At 67.6% G+C, this 18138-nt stretch carries 13 protein-coding genes and 1 pseudogene; 8 read left to right on the plus strand and 6 right to left on the minus strand.

Translation table 11 applies throughout. From position 1 onward, the window contains the following. The 3 genes from A9X00_RS31690 to A9X00_RS06970 all read left to right on the plus strand — a co-directional run. On the plus strand, positions 1-458 hold a 458-nt coding region (locus A9X00_RS31690; protein ID WP_232006701.1), incomplete at its 5' end, for a hypothetical protein. Between the two features lie 279 nt (positions 459-737). Next, the gene (locus A9X00_RS06965; RefSeq protein ID WP_067150974.1) at positions 738-2645 is read left to right on the plus strand and encodes a glycosyltransferase; all 1908 of its coding nucleotides are present in this window, start codon (positions 738-740) and stop codon (positions 2643-2645) included. A gap of 23 nt (positions 2646-2668) precedes the next feature. Continuing rightward, positions 2669-4549 (plus strand): hypothetical protein, encoded by a 1881-nt coding sequence (locus A9X00_RS06970; protein ID WP_156771958.1) that lies wholly within the window; start codon positions 2669-2671, stop codon positions 4547-4549. Between the two features lie 76 nt (positions 4550-4625). Here A9X00_RS06970 and A9X00_RS06975 read toward each other — a convergent pair whose 3' ends face one another. After that, positions 4626-5513 carry a D-alanyl-D-alanine carboxypeptidase family protein gene (locus A9X00_RS06975; protein ID WP_067150980.1) on the minus strand — a complete coding sequence of 296 codons (888 nt, stop codon included), beginning with the start codon at positions 5511-5513 and terminating at the stop codon, positions 4626-4628. A 128-nt stretch (positions 5514-5641) separates the two neighbouring features. On the opposite strand from A9X00_RS06975, the gene A9X00_RS06980 reads away from it, so the two are divergent. The 3 genes from A9X00_RS06980 (at position 5642) to A9X00_RS06990 (ending at position 11278) form a co-directional block, all read left to right on the plus strand. Next, entirely contained in the window at positions 5642-8086 is a 2445-nt protein-coding gene (locus A9X00_RS06980) for a glycosyltransferase family A protein (RefSeq protein WP_197515084.1), read from the plus strand. Positions 8087-8216: 130 nt separating this feature from the next. Further along, positions 8217-10040 carry a 2OG-Fe(II) oxygenase gene (locus tag A9X00_RS06985; RefSeq protein WP_082974803.1) on the plus strand — a complete coding sequence of 608 codons (1824 nt, stop codon included), beginning with the start codon at positions 8217-8219 and terminating at the stop codon, positions 10038-10040. Positions 10041-10054: 14 nt separating this feature from the next. Next, on the plus strand, positions 10055-11278 hold the full coding sequence (locus tag A9X00_RS06990) for a bifunctional 2-polyprenyl-6-hydroxyphenol methylase/3-demethylubiquinol 3-O-methyltransferase UbiG (RefSeq protein ID WP_067150988.1): 1224 nt from the start codon (positions 10055-10057) through the stop codon (positions 11276-11278). A gap of 17 nt (positions 11279-11295) precedes the next feature. Here A9X00_RS06990 and sigC read toward each other — a convergent pair whose 3' ends face one another. Then, a complete protein-coding gene (gene sigC / locus A9X00_RS31695) occupies positions 11296-11820 on the minus strand; it encodes an RNA polymerase sigma factor SigC (protein WP_232006704.1) in 525 nt (174 codons plus the stop codon). Positions 11821-11916: 96 nt separating this feature from the next. Further along, positions 11917-12552, minus strand: a pseudogene (locus A9X00_RS32310) (DUF2275 domain-containing protein); the annotation flags it as partial. A gap of 139 nt (positions 12553-12691) precedes the next feature. Between A9X00_RS32310 and A9X00_RS07000 the strand changes: the two are divergent. Further along, entirely contained in the window at positions 12692-14176 is a 1485-nt protein-coding gene (locus A9X00_RS07000; protein ID WP_067150992.1) for a PPE family protein, read from the plus strand. Positions 14177-14179: 3 nt separating this feature from the next. Here A9X00_RS07000 and A9X00_RS07005 read toward each other — a convergent pair whose 3' ends face one another. From A9X00_RS07005 to cobG, 3 genes are read right to left on the minus strand one after another with little or no spacing between them, the layout of a single operon-like run. Beyond that, positions 14180-15655, minus strand: a complete 1476-nt coding sequence (locus A9X00_RS07005) for a precorrin-2 C(20)-methyltransferase (protein WP_067150995.1) — start codon at positions 15653-15655, stop codon at positions 14180-14182. Beyond that, complete coding sequence (locus A9X00_RS07010) at positions 15652-16278, minus strand: precorrin-8X methylmutase (RefSeq protein ID WP_067150998.1); 627 nt, start codon at positions 16276-16278, stop codon at positions 15652-15654. Before A9X00_RS07010 ends, A9X00_RS07005 begins: the two co-directional genes overlap by 4 nt. Before the next feature lie 4 nt (positions 16279-16282). Beyond that, positions 16283-17392, minus strand: a complete 1110-nt coding sequence (gene cobG, locus A9X00_RS07015) for a precorrin-3B synthase (RefSeq protein ID WP_067151001.1) — start codon at positions 17390-17392, stop codon at positions 16283-16285. A gap of 74 nt (positions 17393-17466) precedes the next feature. On the opposite strand from cobG, the gene A9X00_RS07020 reads away from it, so the two are divergent. Next, positions 17467-18138, plus strand: coding sequence for an alpha/beta hydrolase (locus tag A9X00_RS07020; RefSeq protein ID WP_067151004.1), 672 nt, complete (start codon positions 17467-17469; stop codon positions 18136-18138).

Consider the following 18138-nt stretch of genomic DNA (forward strand, 5'->3'; position numbering starts at 1 on the left):
GCGACTGGCCCGACCGGGGCGACTGGTCCGACCGGAGCGACCGGCCCGACCGGAGCGACCGGAGCGACTGGCCCGACCGGGGCGACTGGTCCGACCGGAGCGACCGGCCCGACCGGAGCGACCGGAGCGACTGGCCCGACGGGAGCGACTGGCCCGACGGGAGCGACTGGCCCGACCGGAGCGACTGGCCCGACCGGAGCGACCGGCCCGACCGGAGCGACCGGCCCGACCGGAGCGACCGGCCCGACGGGAGCGACCGGCCCGACCGGCCCGACGGGAGCGACCGGCCCGACCGGAGCGACTGGCCCGACCGGCCCGACCGGGGCGACTGGCCCGACTGGCCCGACTGGACCGTAAGCCGGAGGAAGGGGTGGCCCAAGGTCACCCCTTCCCTCGACCGGGTATTGAGGATCGACTTTCAGCAATTTGTCGTGAATGTCGTTGACCGAGCGGCCTGAACTGTTATTGCGGCTAGCGACGTATTGATGGCGAGATCGGTGAAAAACGTGCGCATCTCGATGCAGATTTGCTCGTATTCACGGTTGCTCGGGTCTTCGTGCAAGAGGCGACGGTGCGTGCGGCCAATGGCGGGAGGATGTAGCGCCATCCCGCCATCAGGCCAATGAATTCGCAACCGCCGCTATTTCATGTTCAACCCGATCCGCGACACGCGATTGCTCTGTAAAGTCTGAACGGTGTCCGAGCCAGTAACCGCGCACCCCGCAATCTGCCTGAACATGATCGTGAAAAACGAGGCCCACGTCGTCACGGAGACGCTTGATTCGGTCGCGCCGCACATTAGCTCGTGGGTGATCGTCGACACCGGCTCCACCGACGGCACCCAGGACGTGATCCGCAACCACATGGCCCGTCTGGGCATCCCCGGCGAGCTTCACGAACGACCGTGGCGAAACTTCGGCCACAACCGCACGGAGGCACTGAAACTCGCCCAGGGCCACGGCGACTACATCTGGGTCATCGACGCCGACGACATTCTCGTCGGCACACCTGAGTTCAACCAGCTCGTCGCAGATATCTACTTCATGACCATCGTGGATGCCAACATCGTTTACCGGCGCGCGCAGTTGTTCCGTGACGGGGCGGGCGTGCACTACCAGGGCGTCGTCCACGAGGCCCCGGTATGGGATAGCTCCTGCGTCGTTGAGAGCCTCGCGGGCGACTGGCACGTCGAATCTCGCCGTCTCGGTGCGCGAAGCCAGGATCCGCAGAAGTATGCGCGTGACCGCGATCTGCTGCTGGCCGAAGTCGAACGTAACCCCGAGGATGCGCGGTCGGTTTTCTATCTGGCCCAGAGTTACTTCGATCTGGGGGACTTCGCCAACGCGCGCAAGTGGTATGAGCGGCGCGTCGAAATGGGTGGCTGGGACGAGGAGATCTATTACTCGATGGTCCGGCTCGCGGAGGCGATGGCGCACCTCGATTGGCCGTGGCAGGTTGTCCAGGACGCCTACCTCAAGGCGTGGGAGTTTCGCCCGACCCGCGCCGAGGCGCTTCATGCCATCGCTCGCCGGTACCGCGAGGATCAGCGCTACCTGCCCGGTCACCTGTTTGCCGAACGCGCCGCCCAAATCCCGTTTCCCGAAAAGGACGTCTTGTTCGTCGGCGCCGACGTCTACGCCTGGCGCGCGATGGACGAGCAGGCGGTGTGCGCATTCTGGATCGGCAAGCAGATCGAGGCGTTTAGGCTCTGTCGGCGCCTGCTGGCGCTCCCCGAGATCCCTGATGGTGATCGGCAAAGGATTGCGGGCAACCGTGACTTCAGCGTGCCGACCATGCTCGAGGCGGGGTCCTCGTATCCCGACGCGCTCGTGCGGCGACTGGGCGCCGATCCGGGCGCGGCCAAGGTGGTCGTCAGCCTGGTCGCCGGACCTGACCGCGAGACCACCGAGCATGCCATTAACTCGTTTCTCAATTACTGCCTCGATGCGTCGCTTTGGGTCGGTCGGTTCCTGGTGATCAACACCGGCTTGTCAGTTCGCGATCGCGCGCTGCTGTGTGAACGTTTTGGGTTCCTGGAGGTTGTCGATAGCAGCCGCGGCGACGGGCCCGCCGGGCAGCTTTCGCGGCTCCGCGCTCAGATCGCAGGACGCTTCTGGCTTCACCTCGGGCAGGGTTGGCGGTTTTTTGCCCCCGAGAACTACATCACCCGGCTGATCTCGGTGCTCGAAGCCGAGCCACAGGTCTTCCAGGTGGGGATCAACTTCGCCGACGCGGTCCAGCTGACCGGCGCCTGCGCGCCGGAGGCGGCTGTGCGTCGGGCGCCCAACGCCGGCCGTTACGTGCTGTCCGATGCGGTGGCCCGCGGCCCCGCGATGTTCGACACCACACGCCTGGATTGGGCCGGCAACACGGGGGCCACCGACGCCGATCCCGTCGCCGAACTCGGGCGATGGGCCGTTACCCGCGGACTGCGAGCCGCCACCCTCGACGAAGTGCTCTGCGTCGCCGCAGCAAGGCCAGACCAGCAACCCAAAACCCCGGCTCGGGTCGCGAAGAAGGCCAAGCAGCAACCCAAAGCCCCGGCAAGGGCCGCGAAGAAGGCCGCAGTCCGGCCCGCGCAGCAACCCAAAGTCCCGGCTCGGGTCGCGACGAAGGGAAATCGGCCGAAAACACCTCCTCAGTGACCGGAGTTCAGACGGTGGGAGGCGTGACGGCGGGCGTTGAGCCGATCATCGTTGTGCTGGGCCCGTTTTGCGGTGGTACGTCGGCGGTTGCCAAAGTGCTGCAGGACCTCGGCGTGTTCATGGGCGCGGGATTCGACTGGGCTTACCGCGAACCACACGAAACCTGGGAGGATTCGCGGCTGAGCCGCTTGTGCGGCAGGGCTTTTAGTGTTCCCGGCGGTCAGCTGCAAATGGACGCCGATTCTCTCAAGGCGGAACTTCGCAGTTGGGCCGACGATCATCGCAGTATTGCCGGCCGCGCGGGATGCCGCCCCGGCGTCAAGCACCCGCTTCTTTGCGTCGCGGTGGATTTCATTCGGGATGCCTGCGGCCCGGTGGTGCCGGTTGTGGTGGACCGACCGTTCGAGAAAGTGGTGGCTTCGCTGAATCGGCTCGAATGGTGGAGCGACGAGCAAGAGCGGGCCGAGTCGACCGCACATCTGATCGGGGCGCGCGACAACGCGTTGCGCGGAATCGCAACGGTCCGGGTGGATTTCGAAGAGCTTCGCGCCGCGCCGGCCGTTGTGATTCGCCGCCTCGCAAACGATCTGCAGCTGAACGCAACCGACGCCCAGATCGAGACGGCCGTGCAAGGTATCATGCAAGCAGCCGATGTGCGCGACGCCGACCCATTCGGAATCGATTTGCTGTTGGCCAAGGCTGAACGTAACCCCGACGATGTCTGGCCGGTCGCCATCCTGGCCCACATCTACTTCGATACAGGCGATTTCGCGAACGCCCGCAAGTGGTATGCGCGGCAGGTCGAGTTGGGCGGATACGACGAGGATGTCTTCGTCGCGATGTGGCGGGTAGCGCAGGCGATGGCGAATCTCGGGGCGCCGTGGCCTGAGGTGCAGGATGCGTTCTTGCGGGCGTGGGCGTTTCGGCCGTGTCGCGCCGAGCCGTTGCATCAGATCGCGGTGCATTATCGGGTCGAGCAGCAGTACCAGTTGGGCTATCTGTTCGCCCAGCGGGCGGCTGCGATTCCGTTGCCCGGTGAGGACATCAGTGTCGATCGCGACGTCTATGCCTGGCGCGCGCTCGATGAGCAGGCGGTGTGCGCCTCGTGGATTGGTAAGCATGCCGAAGCGTTTGGGTTGTGCCGGCGGCTGTTGGCCAGCCCGGAGTTGCCCGAGGGGCGTCGACAGGGGGTTGCGGGCAATCGTGATGTGTCGGTTCCGGCGATGCTTGAGGCGGCGTCGTCGTATCCGGATGCGGTGGTGGGTGGCCTCGTTGGGAGTGCCCGTGACGGCGAGGTCACGGTGAGCGTGGTGGCCGGGTCGGATCGTGAAGTCACCGAGCAGACGTTGAACTCGTTTTTGCATTGCTGCACGGATCTGTCGCGGGTGGGGCGTTTTGTGGTGGTCGGTGCGGGCCTGTCGGCGCAGGACCGGGCGTGGCTGCAGCAGCGTTACGGGTTTGTGGAGTTCGCCGATGCTGGCGTGGGTGAGGGTGCTGGGGTCCCGCTTGGGTTGGTGCGCAAGCAGGTTGGGTCGCGGTGGTGGCTGCATTTGGGTCAGGGGTGGCGGTTTTTCGCCCCGGAGGATTACCTCGGCCGGCTGATCGGGGTGCTGGAGGCTGAGCCGCGGGTGTTTCAGGTGGGCGTCAACTATGGCGATGCGGTCAAGCTCACCCATTCCTGTGCGGCCGAGAAACTGGTGCGCCGCGCGCCCGGTGCCGGTCGCTATGTGTTGGCCGATGCGGTGGCCAGCGGCCCGGCGATGTTCGACACCGCGCGATTGGACAAAGCCGGCGGGCTGAAAGACACCGACTCCGATCCCATCGCTCAACTCCGACAACGCTCAGCCACCGCCGGACTGAGCACCGCCACCCTCGACGAAGTACTCTGCATCACCGCAATCTGACGGCTCACGGCGATATGGCCCATTTGAGCCGAAATGCACAGCGCCACAGCAGTATTCAATCTGCGCGCCGCTGCGTTCAGAGGGCACCGATCGCCGATGCCGGGTTGAGGGCAAAGCCCCAGTCCAGCAGGTGGGCAGCCTGTTCCCAGTAGCGTTGTCCGGTCTCGTCGTCGTACAGCATCGCGACCACCAGCCGGCGGCCACCGTGGGAAGCTGCGCCGACGAAGGTGGTGTGCGCGAGTGGGGTGTAGCCCGTCTTCCCGCCGATCGCGCCCGGGTACCGCTGCAGCATCTCGTCGGCGTTGACGATCTGGCGGGCACCGTCGTCGCCGGGAAACATCGCAGACCGCTCGGCGGTAATTTCAGCGAACACGGGATTGGCCATGGCTGCCCGAAAGATCACCGCCAGATCGCGCGCCGTCGTCGCGCCCGGGTCGCGCGGGTCACCCACGGCCAAACCGGACGGGCTGGACGCGCGGGTGTTGCTCGCTCCCAGCGATGAGGCCTTGGCGTTCATTTTGGCTACCGCCGCCTGCTCGCCGCCGAGCATGTGCGCCAGCGTGTTGGCAGCGTCGTTGCCCGAGACCAGCAGCAGCCCGTCGAGGAGTTGCCGCGCGGTATAGGTGCGGCCGACTCTAACGCCCACGCAGCTGCATCCCACGTCGACGTCGGCCTCGTTGACGACCACGGTGGAATCCAGCTTCAGCTCGTCGAGCACCACCAGCGCCAACAGCACCTTGATCGTGCTGGCCGGTGGGAGAGCCACGTTCTGGTTTCGGCCGGCCAGCACCTGACCACTGTCGAGGTCAGCGACGATCCAGGCCGGTGCCGCTACGTCGGGAATGGGCGCCGAGCCCTCCGGCTGCTGCACGCCGGCGTCGGCACCTGCTTGTCCCGCGCCGCCCGGGGCGGTCGCGGCGAGGATGGCGGGAAGGACGGCGAACGCCACGAGAAGCTTCCGCACAATGGTCAGCTTAATAACGGTCAGCGGGCACCGCGGCTCAAATTGTCCGCAATTCGCGGGGGCCCGAATGGTGCCGCATATTCCAGATTTTGCCGCGAGCAGCGCGGCGTCTCTGGGAGAATATCGAGGTGGTGGACTCGGTAAACGATCAACCCCCCGTGCTCAGCATCTGCGTGCCCACCTTCAACCGGGCCCGGTATCTTGACGGTCTGCTGCAGGACCTTGCGGCCCATATCGGTGATCTCGATTTTTCCTACGAACTGTTGATTGGTGACAACGCCTCGGAGGACCAGACCCCCGACGTCGTACGGAGGTACGAGCACCAGCTCGCAATCCGCTACATCCGGCGTCCGCAGAATGTGGGTGCGTACCACAACATTTCCCAATTGATCGAGGCCGCTGAAGGGCGGTATGTCGCCTACGTCGCCGATGACGATCTGCTCATTCCGGGCGTGCTCGGCCGGTACGTAGCTCATCTGGAAGCCCATCCCGACGTTGGCGCGGTGTACGCGCCCTGGTTGTTTCACGACCGGATTGCGGGACGGGATACCGGCCAGTTTTATGCCGTCGAGCGGGAAACGCGTATCGAGGCGAGAGACCACGCCGCCCTGTTCGACCTGCTGGTAAACGGTCACATCTTCCCTGAGGTTTACCTGGCCAGAACTTTCCTCGCCCGAGAATTGGCGGGCGCCGCCAACCCGTTCTCGTACATCTTTTTTGTCAGGATCGCTGCAATGCTGGATCGGGCGGCGGTCACCTTCTTCCCGGAACCCTTCTACCGCCAAGTTGTCGGCTACTTCGAGGACGAACCGCACACCCAGCTTGGGCACGAAGAGGTCAAGGTGGGCTGGGACCGCTACCGCGGCGGGCTGGAGTACATCCTTGCCCGGTTCGCGTCGCTCCTATCGGCCGAGGACCTCGACGCGTGTCATCTCGCGATCGATCGTTTTGTGCGCATCCGGATGCACGTTGGGTTGCGGCTGCGTACCCATGAGGGCAAGGACTGGATCGACAACTATTACATCGCCAACCGCCTCCGCTGCGGAGGCGACGATTCACTGCTGCCGGCCCCGTACGAGACGTATCGCATCAACGCGGCGCTTGAGTACCTGCTCGGCCTGCAGCCATTCCATCCCGAACCCGCCACTGTTGCCTACTACCAGGACGATCCCCCTCGGGTCCTCGTGCAAGCACGCGGGTTTGCCGCGGCGGGTCTGGTGGCCTTGCAGGACAGGTCCCTGCCGTTGCCCCCAAACGTGATCCTGCTGGCGAGTCCGGGGCGAGTTCCTGCCGACAGCGCGGCGTTCGTTGTTTCCGAGGCCGAGCTTCTGTCGCAATTCCCGGGCGCCGCGCATGACCCCGATCCACTGCTGCCCGAGGTCGCCGCCGACACCGCGGATCCGCGCTCAGTGTTCAATCTGGCGAATAGCTATTTCGACGCGGGGGATTTTGCCAACGCGCGCACGTGGTATGCGCGGCGGGCCGAGATGGGCGGCCCGGACGAGGAGGTCTACTGCTCGCTGAACCGCGTCGCGCAGGCGATGACGAATCTCGGGGCGCCGTGGCCGGAGGTTCACGATGCGCTGCTGCAGGCGTGGGCATTTCGACCGACCCGCGCCGAACCGCTGTATCAGATCGCTGTCCACTACCGGGTCGAGCAGCAGTATCAGCTCGGCTACCTGTTCGCCGAGCGCGCCGCTGCGATCCCGCTTCCCGATGCGGACATGAGTGTCGACCGCGACGTCTATGCCTGGCGCGCCGTCGACGAGCAGGCGGTGTGCGCATTCTGGATCGGCAAGCACGCCGAGGCGTTCGGGTTGTGTCGGCGCCTGCTGGCCCGCCCCGACCTACCGGACGAGCGTCGACGCGCGATTGCGGGCAATCGCGACTTCTCGGTGCCGGCGATGCTCGAGGCGGCCTCGGCGTACCCGGATGCGCTGGTGGGCAGCCTGGTTGCGGGTCCACGCGACGACGAGGTCACCGTCACCGTGGTCGCCGGACCGGATCGCGAAGCCACCGAGCAGACACTGAACTCGTTTCTGAACTGCTGCACCGATGTGTCACGTGTTGGGCGCTTTGTGGTCGTCGGTGTCGGCCTGTCCCCGCAGGACCGCGCCCTGCTGCGGAAGCGCTACGGGTTTCTCGAGTTCGCCAATCGCAGATCCGGCGACCCGCTCGGGCAGCTGCGCAAGCAGATTGGCGGGCGGTTTTGGCTGCACCTAGGGCAGGGTTGGCGGTTTTTCGCCCCAGAGGATTACATCAGCCGGCTGATCGGGGTGCTCGATGCCGAGCCGCGGGTGCTTCAGGCGAGCGTCAACTATGGCGATGCGGTCAAGCTCACCCACGCCTGTGCCGGCGAGCAGGAGGTGCGCCGGGCACCCCAGGCCGGCCGCTACGTCTTGTCCGATGCGGTGGCCAGCGGCCCGGCGATGTTCGACACCACTCGACTGGATGAAGCCGGCGGTGTAAAGGTCGGCGGCCCCGACCCGATCGTTGAACTCGGACGCCGGGCGGTCGCCGTCGGGCTGCAGACCGCCAGCCTCGACGAGGTGCTCTGCATCGCCGCTGTCTAACCCCGCGGGCGGCCTCTGAAGCGGCCCCCGGAGCTTCGCTCTGGGCCCGGGGACCGTCACGACAATTTACGCCCGGCAAACTTGTCGAACTCGCGCACCAAGGCACTGGGCTGGTGCTAGCTTCCAGCGAATGGAGGTATGTGCAACGTCGCGGCCAACGGACCTTGCGCAGTTCGTGCGGGTTTACCCAGGTGCTATCGACGACGCGCTTGCGGCAGACCTGATCGCGCTACCGGGTGCCCAGAAGCTGGATCTTGGCCACCGGCGCTGTTCGCTTACGCCTGTCGTTGGTGACGTCTTGGAACGCTTCCGCAGTGTTATTCGCGAATGCCTGGCGGATTACCGCTCCATCTCGACAACGCTCTACTTTTGCACGCGGCTCGAGCAGCCCAATGTCCTGCGATACGAACCGTCGACTCCCGATCGACCGGAGTGGTTCCACGAGCATGCCGATGCCTGGAGTGCCGCGTCGGCGAGCCGGCAGGTAAGCGTGGTCGCGTATTTGAACGATGTCGCCGAGGGCGGCGAAACGGTTTTTCCCGCCCTCGATTACACACAGCGCTGTGAGAAGGGAAGCGTTCTTTTCTTCCCGTCGAATTATCTTTTCCATCATCTCGCTCGACCGCCGGAGTCTGGTCCGAAGATCGTGGTGGTGACGTGGATCCATTTCGGGGCGAACGACGGTGAGGCTTCGTACGTAACGATGCCGCTGGGCATGAAGCGTGATCGCGAGTTTTTGGTGGCCGAGGTCGAACGCGACCCCACGGATGTCAAGTCGGTCTTCGACTTGGCCCAAAGCTACTTTGATTCAGGCGATTTCGCCAACGCCCGCACGTGGTATGCGCGGCGGGCCGAGATGGGCGGCGCGGACGAGGAGGTCTACTGCTCGCTGAACCTGGTCGCACAGGCGATGGCGAATCTCGGGGCGCCGTGGCCTGAGGTGCAGGATGCGTTCTTGCGGGCGTGGGCGTTTCGGCCGTGTCGCGCCGAGCCGTTGCATCAGATCGCGGTGCATTATCGGGTCGAGCAGCAGTACCAGTTGGGCTATCTGTTCGCCCAGCGGGCGGCTGCGATTCCGTTGCCCGGTGAGGACATCAGTGTCGATCGCGACGTCTATGCCTGGCGCGCGCTCGATGAGCAGGCGGTGTGCGCCTCGTGGATTGGTAAGCATGCCGAAGCGTTTGGGTTGTGCCGGCGGCTGTTGGCCAGCCCGGAGTTGCCCGAGGGGCGTCGACAGGGGGTTGCGGGCAATCGTGATGTGTCGGTTCCGGCGATGCTTGAGGCGGCGTCGTCGTATCCGGATGCGGTGGTGGGTGGCCTCGTTGGGAGTGCCCGTGACGGCGAGGTCACGGTGAGCGTGGTGGCCGGGTCGGATCGTGAAGTCACCGAGCAGACGTTGAACTCGTTTTTGCATTGCTGCACGGATCTGTCGCGGGTGGGGCGTTTTGTGGTGGTCGGTGCGGGCCTGTCGGCGCAGGACCGGGCGTGGCTGCAGCAGCGTTACGGGTTTGTGGAGTTCGCCGATGCTGGCGTGGGTGAGGGTGCTGGGGTCCCGCTTGGGTTGGTGCGCAAGCAGGTTGGGTCGCGGTGGTGGCTGCATTTGGGTCAGGGGTGGCGGTTTTTCGCCCCGGAGGATTACCTCGGCCGGCTGATCGGGGTGCTGGAGGCTGAGCCGCGGGTGTTTCAGGTGGGCGTCAACTATGGCGATGCGGTCAAGCTCACCCATTCCTGTGCGGCCGAGAAACTGGCGCGCCGCGCGCCCGGTGCCGGTCGCTATGTGTTGGCCGATGCGGTGGCCAGCGGCCCGGCGATGTTCGACACCGCGCGATTGGACAAAGCCGGCGGGCTGAAAGACACCGACTCCGATCCCATCGCCCAACTCCGACAACGCTCAGCCACCGCCGGACTGAGCACCGCCACCCTCGACGAAGTACTCTGCATCACCGCAATCTGAAGGGTCTAGCTCCGATGAACGAGGATCTGAACACCGACGTCGTCTCGCGCGATTACCAGACTTACCCAGAACCGATACACGACCTCGAGGCATGGACCGACAGCAATTGGGAGTGGTTCGACCCCGCCCACGCTCACTCGACTTTGTGGCCCGACCGCGACTACAAGCCCGATCTCGACATTTTGATCGCGGGCGGCGGCACCAATCAGGCCGCGGTTTTCGCCTACACCAACCGTTCCGCGAAGGTGGTGGCGGTCGATACCAGCCAACCGTCGCTGGACCACCTGCAATATCTGAAAGACAAGTACGGGCTGTGGAACCTCGAATTGCATCGGGTCCCGATAGACGAGATGCCATCGCTTAAGCGCAACTTCGACCTGATCGTGTCGACCGGCGTCTTGCATCACCTACCCGACCCCGCGGCAGGCATGACGGCACTCAAGGGCTGTCTACGGCGCGATGGCGTGCTGGGCGTGATGGTCTACGCGAAGTACGGCCAAATGGGCGTCGAAATGCTGCAATCAGCCTTCCGTGACTTGGACATGGGTCACGACGACGCATCGGTCGAAATGGTCAAAGAAGTGATCACGGCGCTACCGACCGAACACCCCGTCCATAACTACTTCAAGATGGCACCGGTTTCCGCCCAATCCGATGCCGCCCTGGCGGATACGTTCCTGCGTGGTCCCGAACGCAATTACAGCGTCGATGAGTGCGTCGATCTCGTGACGTCAGCGGGTTTGGTATTTCAGGGATGGTTCATCAAGGCGCCGTACTACCCGCACGACTGGTTCAGACCCGGAGGTCCGCTCGATAAGGCGGTGAGCGCGTTGCCCGAGGCTAAGCTCTGGTCCGTCGTTGAGCGTCTCCACGTGATGAACGGCTCCCATTTGTTCATGGCGTGCCGTTCCGACCGGCCGAAGAAGAGCTACGAGATCAACTTCTCCACTCCCGAGTGCCTCGAGTACGTTCCGCGGATGCGGATGCGCTGCGGAATCGAGGGGAACGAAATTTTTCGGCCGAATTGGCGCATGCAGGCCACGCCGGCTCAGATGCGTTTCCTGCAGCACGTCAACGGCAAGCGCACGATACGTCAGATCGCCGATCGGGTCGCCAAGAGCGGGGAGTCGCCCGGCGCGAGTGCGGATGACCTGGAGGAGTTCGGTCGCAGACTGTTCGAAGCGTTGTGGCGCCTCGACTTCGCCGCGATGACGCTGAGGGAGAGCCCGCTCGCATAATCGTGTGCTGGTCGGCACTAACCGGTCAGGTCGCCGCGCTCCACGTTGGACAGCAAGGCATCGCGGGCGTGGGCGACGCGGGACCGGACGGTGGCCAGCGGGCAACCGCACACCGCCGCGGTGGCGGCATACGGCAGTCCGAGCAGCTGCGTGAGAACAAGGGCCTCCCGTTGTTCGGCGGCGAGCCCGGCCAACATCATGGTCACCTCAACCGGCTCTTCGAAGCGGTGTCTGCGCGGCCGCGACTGGACGCGGCGGACGTCATCGGCCACGACACGGCGCGCGGTGGCCAGCAGCCAGGCGCGCGCGCCGGAACGCCCGGAGAATCGATCGATCGCCCCGATCGCCCGCAGGAAGGTCTCTTGCGTCAGGTCGTCGGCCCGGGCGTCCGAAAGATAGGCGACAAACCGCCACACGTCTTGCTGGGTGGCCTTGATGAACGCCTCGAGTGATCGCGGATTCCCGCGCGCGGCGGCCAAGGCGAGGTTGGTGACGGCCTCGTCGTCGCCCGCCGCGGGCCATCGAGAGCCCGCCCGGTTGATGGGCCAGAGATGCCGGTGTCGCCGACCGGACTCCGCGGGCCGCGACGGCCGGTCGTCATGCGCGTCAGCGCCGGACGCGTGGTTGCGGCCCGACCGGGCGCGTTCGCGCGCGACGAGCAGCGCGAACACCAGACCCAGCAGCAGTGGCATGTGGCTGGCGATGCGCGTCGCGGTCACCTCGCCGGCGAAGGCGTCGACCACCACATAGCTCAACAGCGCCACCGAATACACGCCGGTGATCGCGGCCACGCCGATCGCGGTGATGGGCCATATCCCCGCGGCGACCATGGCCAGACCCAGCGCGAGCAACCAGGCGGTCGACTCGTGCATGAGGTGTTCTCCCGACATCGCCCCATGCATGTGGCTCGACACCATGCCGAAATTGATCCCGGCGATCTGGGCCGCGGCGATCGCCACCTGGAACAAACCAACGCCGATCAGTCCCCAGCGCCGGTAGTGCGACCGCAGCCAGCGCATCGGGCGGTGATACGCGGGGGATTCCCGATCCAGGCCGGCCATGATCTGGGCGACCAGGTCCGGCCCCTCGCCCGGCTCCATGGATGCCAGCCGCCGGCTCTGCACCGCCGCGCCGATCAACCAGGTCCGGCAGGCGCGACACGAATCCAGGTGGGCATCGACCTGCTGCGCGAGCACCTGCGGACGCTCACCGTCCAACCGCGCAGAAAGCGCCTCACGCGCAACGTCACACCGCATGCCTGCATCGTTGCGCATGCCCGATCGGTGCGCAAAGGCCTGGGTGGAACAGACGCTGGGAACCAAACCGTCCGGCAAACCGACCACTGGAGGCAAGCCCTCCCGCCGCGCCGTCGACCGAAGAGGTATTCGTGTTCCTGTTTGAAGGCCCCCACCGATGACCGCCCCGATCTGGATCGCTCTGCCTCCGGAGGTGCACTCGGCACTGCTGAGCAGCGGACCGGGTCCCGGGTCGCTGCTGGCCGCTGCGGAGGCGTGGACGTCGATGGGCACCGAATATGCAACCGCGGCAGACGAACTCATCGGGCTGTTGGGCGCCGCGCAAAGCGCCTGGGAAGGGCCCAGCGCCGAACGGTACGTGGCGGCCCATGCCCCGTACCTCGGCTGGCTCCAGCAGAACGCCGCCAAGAGCAGCGCCGCCGCCGCGCTGCACCAGACGGCGGCCGCCGCCTACACGACCGCGCTGGCCGCAATGCCCACGATGGCCGAGCTCGCCGCAAACCACGCCATCCATGCGGCGCTGGTGGCCACCAACTTCTTTGGCATCAACACCATTCCCATCGCCGTCAACGAAGCGGATTACGTCCGCATGTGGGTTCAGGCCGCCGAAACCATGACGACCTACCAGGCCGCGACCGACTCGGCCCTGGCGGCGGTCCCGACGACCACGCCGGCGCCGCAGATCGTTGCGCCGAGCGGAGAGTCCAAGCAGGTCACCGCCGCAGCGGCCAACGCCAATACGTCGTGGCAGGATCAGCTCGCCGCCCTCATCCAGCAGTACACCCGCAATTTCGCGTGGCCGGTGTCCAAGGACCTCAACCCCGCCGGATGGCCGATTCCGGCGGTGCCGTTCGCCAACGGGCTCAGTTCGGCGCTGATGCAAATCCCCGGAATGTCCCCGGCTCTCGCGAGCGCCCTGGCGTGGGCCACCTTCCACACGCTGATGATCTTTTGGCCGTTCGGTCAGCAGGCGGTCCAGTTGGCCCTATCGCTTGCCCCCGCCCTGGCCGCCGTTCCGGCTGTCGCCGCGGTCGCGGCCGGCATCGCGGTCCCGGTGTCCGTCGCGACGGCGCTACCGGCGGGCGCCGCCGCGCCGGTACCGGCGGGTGCGGTGCCGGCTGCCGCAAGCGCGGGCGCCCCACCGGCGAGCATCGGCAGCGCCACGGGCATGCCGAGCCCCGCCACGGCCAGCCCGGCGCCCGCCGTCGGCGGGGGACCGGTCGGTGGCGGGCCGGGGGTGGGCTTCGGTCCGACGACTGCAACGGGGCTCGCCGACGTCTTGTATGCCGTGGGGTTGTCCGGGTTGTCCGCGCGGGGCAGCGCCAACAACCGCGCGCCTCGCAAGTCCGAGGAGCCGGCTCCCGATGACGTCGACGCACCCGCTGCCACCGCAACCTCGGTCAAGCGGGGGAGCGGCCGTCGGCGCGTGCGGGCCATATCGACGGACCACGCCCACCGCTACGAATACCTGGAGCAGGACGGCGTCGCGATCTCCGACCGCGGCGGCGGGTTGCTCGGATTCGCCGGGACGGCAACGGAATCCGACGTCCGGCCCGCGGCGGGTTTGGCGACGCTGGCCGGTGACGGGCTGAGCGACGGCCCTACGTTGCCGCTGATGCCCAGCACCTGGGGCCGCGAATGAGCCTCAGGCGGGATACCGCCGAGGAGTGAACACCCGGTCGCCGAAATCGTCTGAGTGCCACTGGGTTTGCGACGACCCGACGATCAGCAGGCAGCGCATGTCGACGTCGGCGGGATCGAGATCGGCCAGTCTCACGACGCGGACGTCCTCGTCGGGACCGGACACGTTGCGGCCGATGACCACCGGCGTGCCGGGTTCGCGGTGGGCCAGGAGCACGTCGCGCATCGCGCCGACCTGCCAGGTCCGCGCCTTGGACGCCGGGTTGTAGATGGCCAGCACCAGGTCGGCGGCCGCCGCGGCGGACAGCCGCTCGGATATCACGTCCCACGGTTTGAGCCGGTCGGACAACGAGATCACCGCGTAGTCATGACCCAAGGGGGCGCCGACCCGGCTGGCGACGGCCTGCGCCGCCGTCATCGCTGGAATGACTCGAATCCGCACTCCCGGCCACTGTTTGGCTTCCTCTAGCACCGCGGTCGCCATCGCGAACACGCCCGGGTCGCCCGACGACACCACAGCGACGGCGTGGCCCTGCTCGGCCAGGGCGCAGGCCAGCCGCGCCCGCGCCGGTTCGTCGGTGTTGTCGCTGGGATGGCGTCGCTGGCCGTCACGAACGGGCACGCGGTCCAGATAGCCGGCATAGCCGATCAGGTCGGTCGCGGCGGCCAGTTCGCGGCGGCTCTGCGGCGTCATCCAGTCGAGGTCACCTGGCCCCAGGCCCACGACCGCGACCGTGCCCGAAAGCGTTTCGCGCCGGCGGCCACCGGGCAGCATGGCCAACGAAAAGTAGGGCACGCCGGCCTCGTCGACCTCCGCCGCGGGCAGGATCCGCTGTCCCGACGTGCTGGCCCGCTCGACGTAGAACGCGTCGTCAAGCTGTCCGGACGCCGAAAGCGCCTCCCGCACAGCGTGATACGAACGACCCAGCTTGAGCACCACCGCGGCGTCGGCGTCCGCGAGGCGCCGGGTCAGCTCGGCCACGGGCAGGGTGCCGGGCAGCACCGACAGCACCTCGTCGCCGGCCACCAGCGGGGTCGCGATGGCCGCGGACGCGGCGCTCACCGACGTCACACCCGGCACGATGACGGCGTTGAACCGCTGCGTCAGCCGGGTGTGCAAATGCATGTACGAGCTGTAGAACAGCGGGTCGCCCTCCGCGAGCAACGCCACGTCGCGACCGGCGTCGAGGTGCGCGGCGATGCGCCGCGTCGAGTCGGCGTAGAAGTCTTCGATCGCACCGGCGTAGCCGCCCGAATGGTCGGTCGCCTCGGTGGTCACCGGGTAAACCAGGTGCTCCTCGATCTGGCCGGGCCGCAGATACGGCTCGGCGATGCCGCGCGCGATGCTGCGGCCGTGCCGGGCGCTGTGATAGGCCACGACGTCGGCCTCGCCGATCACCCGGGCGGCCTTCACCGTCACCAACTCCGGATCGCCCGGCCCCAACCCGACTCCCCACAGGGTCCCTCTTCGGGCGCTCATTCGGTGTCGCTCGCGATCGCATTGACGGCGGCCGCGGCCATCGCGCCGCCCCCGCGGCGGCCCCGCACCACCAGATACGACATGCCGCGCGGACGCTCGATGAGCTCCTGCTTGGACTGCGCGGACCCGACGAATCCGACCGGCCCGCCGAGCACCGCGGCGGGCGGGGCGGCGCCCTCGTCGATCAGCTCCAGCAGCCGGAACAGGGCGGTGGGGGCGTTACCGATCGCGAGCACCGCGCCGGCCAGCCGCCCCGCCCACAGCTCGACGGCGGCCGCCGAACGCGTGGTCTGCCGGCGCGCGGCCAGCTCGGGGGCGCGCGGATCGGCCACCAGCGACACGACCTCGTTGCAGGCGGGCAGCCGTGCGGTGGTGATCCCGGCGGCCACCATCGACGAATCGCACAACACCGGCGCGCCGGCGCGCAACGCCGCGCCCGCCCGCGCGACCACGTCGTCGGAGTAGGCGACGTGATCGGCGACATCGACCTGACCGCAGGTGTGGATCAACCGGACCACCACCCGCGCGACGTCGTCCGGGAATCTCGTCAGGTCGGCTTCGGCGCGGATGGCCGCGAACGACTGGCGATAGATCTCCGCCGCGTCGCGGATGTAGTCGAGCACTCGCTCACCTTAAGGGCTGGTCGCGCAGCAGCCGATATCCCTGTCCGCTCGCGACCAGGACCTGACCGGCGGGCGGGCTGCCGCAGGCGCGCTCGCAGCCGACGAAGTGGCGGTGAACCGTGGAATCCGGCTCCAACGACATCGTCGCGTCGGCCCGCACGTCGGCCGCCGAGTGCTCGCAACCGGGGCTGCCGGTGCAGGCGCTGACGCTCAGCCAGGGGGAGTGCTCGTCGAAAACCAGGCCCAGCGGCGCCAGCACGCGCAGCGCGACGTCCGCCACCTCCTCGGTGAGGTCGCACACCAGCACCGATCGCCACGGCGTGACCACCAGTGGGGCCTCGATGGCGGCCAGGTATTCCGCGACCCGCGCGGGCAGTACGCCCAGCGGCACCGCGGCGCCCAGCGCCACCCGGCCGTCGTCTTGGCCGATCCAGCCCACTTGCGGCCTGGTCACCGGCGGAAAAGGCGCACCGAGTTCGGCGCCCGGCCACAACCCGGCAGTGTCGGCCAATTCGCTTACCCGCCAAGCCTTCCCGCGTACCTCGATGAAGTGCACCGCGAGCGCGACCAGCGACTGCGCCACATCCGCGACGGCCAACCGAACACCGGTGTCCCGCCCAGCCAACACAAGCGCCACGTCGTCGTCCAGGGCATGCGCGCCGACGTCGGCGCCCAGCCCGGACACGTCGGCGCGGCCGTCGTCGAGGCTGAACCAGAACCGGCCGCCCAACTCCGCGAGCCTGGGTTCGCCGCAAATCGCCGCGTCCAGCTCGCTCACCCACTCGCGCACGTCGGCGAGTCCGCCGACCCGGCCGGATAGCGGCGACGCCACGATGTTGCGCACCCGCTCATGCGTCGGCGACGGCAGCAGCCCGGCTTGTGCGAGCGCCTCGGCGACAGCCGCGACGTCGGTGATCCCGCGGAGCTGCACGTTGCCGCGGGCGGTCAGCTCGAGCGTTCCCGAGCCGCGCTGGCCCGCGAGACCCGCCAGCGTCGCCAGCTGCGCGGCGCTGATCTGGCCGCCGGGCAAGCGCACCCGCACCAGCGCGCCGTCGGCGGCCTGATGCACCTGCAGCGCACCCGGGCAGGCGTCGATGTCGCGCGCGCGGACCATTCGCCTACGGTACGACTCCGCGGCTCCGTTTCGCGCAGGTTCGGCGCGGGCCCGGTGTGGGCACACTCTTGCCCGTGAGGACGATGGAGTACGCCCCGGGACGATCGGCCGACGTCTTCGGTGATTCGGATCAACCCACGATCCTGCTGTGGCATGGCATGCAGACCGACGCCCGCGCCGCCGTCGGGCCGCTGGCCGGCCTGCTCGCCGAACACGGCGCCGCGGTGGTGGCGCCGGATTGGAACTCCCACGCCGACGACGGCGGGCGCGCGGACCTGTTGCGGTCGCTCGAGTTCACCCGCAACATTGCCGGCGGCCGGCTGGTCCTGGTCGGGTGGTCCCTGGGCGGCTCCGCCGCGGCGGGCCTGACGTTCGACGCCGCGCGCTTCGGCGTCGCGCTCGCGCATACGGTTTGCCTGGCCGGCGCCTTCATGGCCCCGGACCCGATCTCCGGTCGGCCGCCGACCGACATGCTGTGGGCCGACCGCGCCCGCTCGCCGTTCCTGCTGCTGCACGGGCTCGCCGACGACGCGGTGCCGGTGACGGCCAGCCGGGCGTTCGCCGCCGACCTGCGCCAGGCCGGTTGGCCGGTGGAGCTGGTGGAGCTGGCTGCCGATCACGGCTCGATCGCCGGCGCCGACTATGACCCGGTCGCCGATCGCTATGTGCCCGCGACGGGCGGGCCGGCGCTCGAGGTGGCCGGCGAGGTCGCCGCGCGCATCGCGGCGACGCTGCGGTACGAATGA

Source organism: Mycobacterium sp. 1245805.9 (assembly GCF_001672915.1).
In the GTDB taxonomy this organism is placed as follows: domain Bacteria; phylum Actinomycetota; class Actinomycetes; order Mycobacteriales; family Mycobacteriaceae; genus Mycobacterium.

Bases quoted from the DNA above. Each gene is read 5' to 3' on its own strand.
- cobG (WP_067151001.1), bottom strand. From the start codon at position 17,392: ATGGTCCGCGCGCGCGACATCGACGCCTGCCCGGGTGCGCTGCAGGTG.
- A9X00_RS06990 (WP_067150988.1), top strand. From the start codon at position 10,055: ATGAACGAGGATCTGAACACCGACGTCGTCTCGCGCGATTACCAGACT.
- A9X00_RS06985 (WP_082974803.1), top strand. From the start codon at position 8,217: ATGGAGGTATGTGCAACGTCGCGGCCAACGGACCTTGCGCAGTTCGTG.
- A9X00_RS07005 (WP_067150995.1), bottom strand. From the start codon at position 15,655: ATGAGCGCCCGAAGAGGGACCCTGTGGGGAGTCGGGTTGGGGCCGGGC.
- A9X00_RS07000 (WP_067150992.1), top strand. From the start codon at position 12,692: ATGACCGCCCCGATCTGGATCGCTCTGCCTCCGGAGGTGCACTCGGCA.
- A9X00_RS06965 (WP_067150974.1), top strand. From the start codon at position 738: ATGATCGTGAAAAACGAGGCCCACGTCGTCACGGAGACGCTTGATTCG.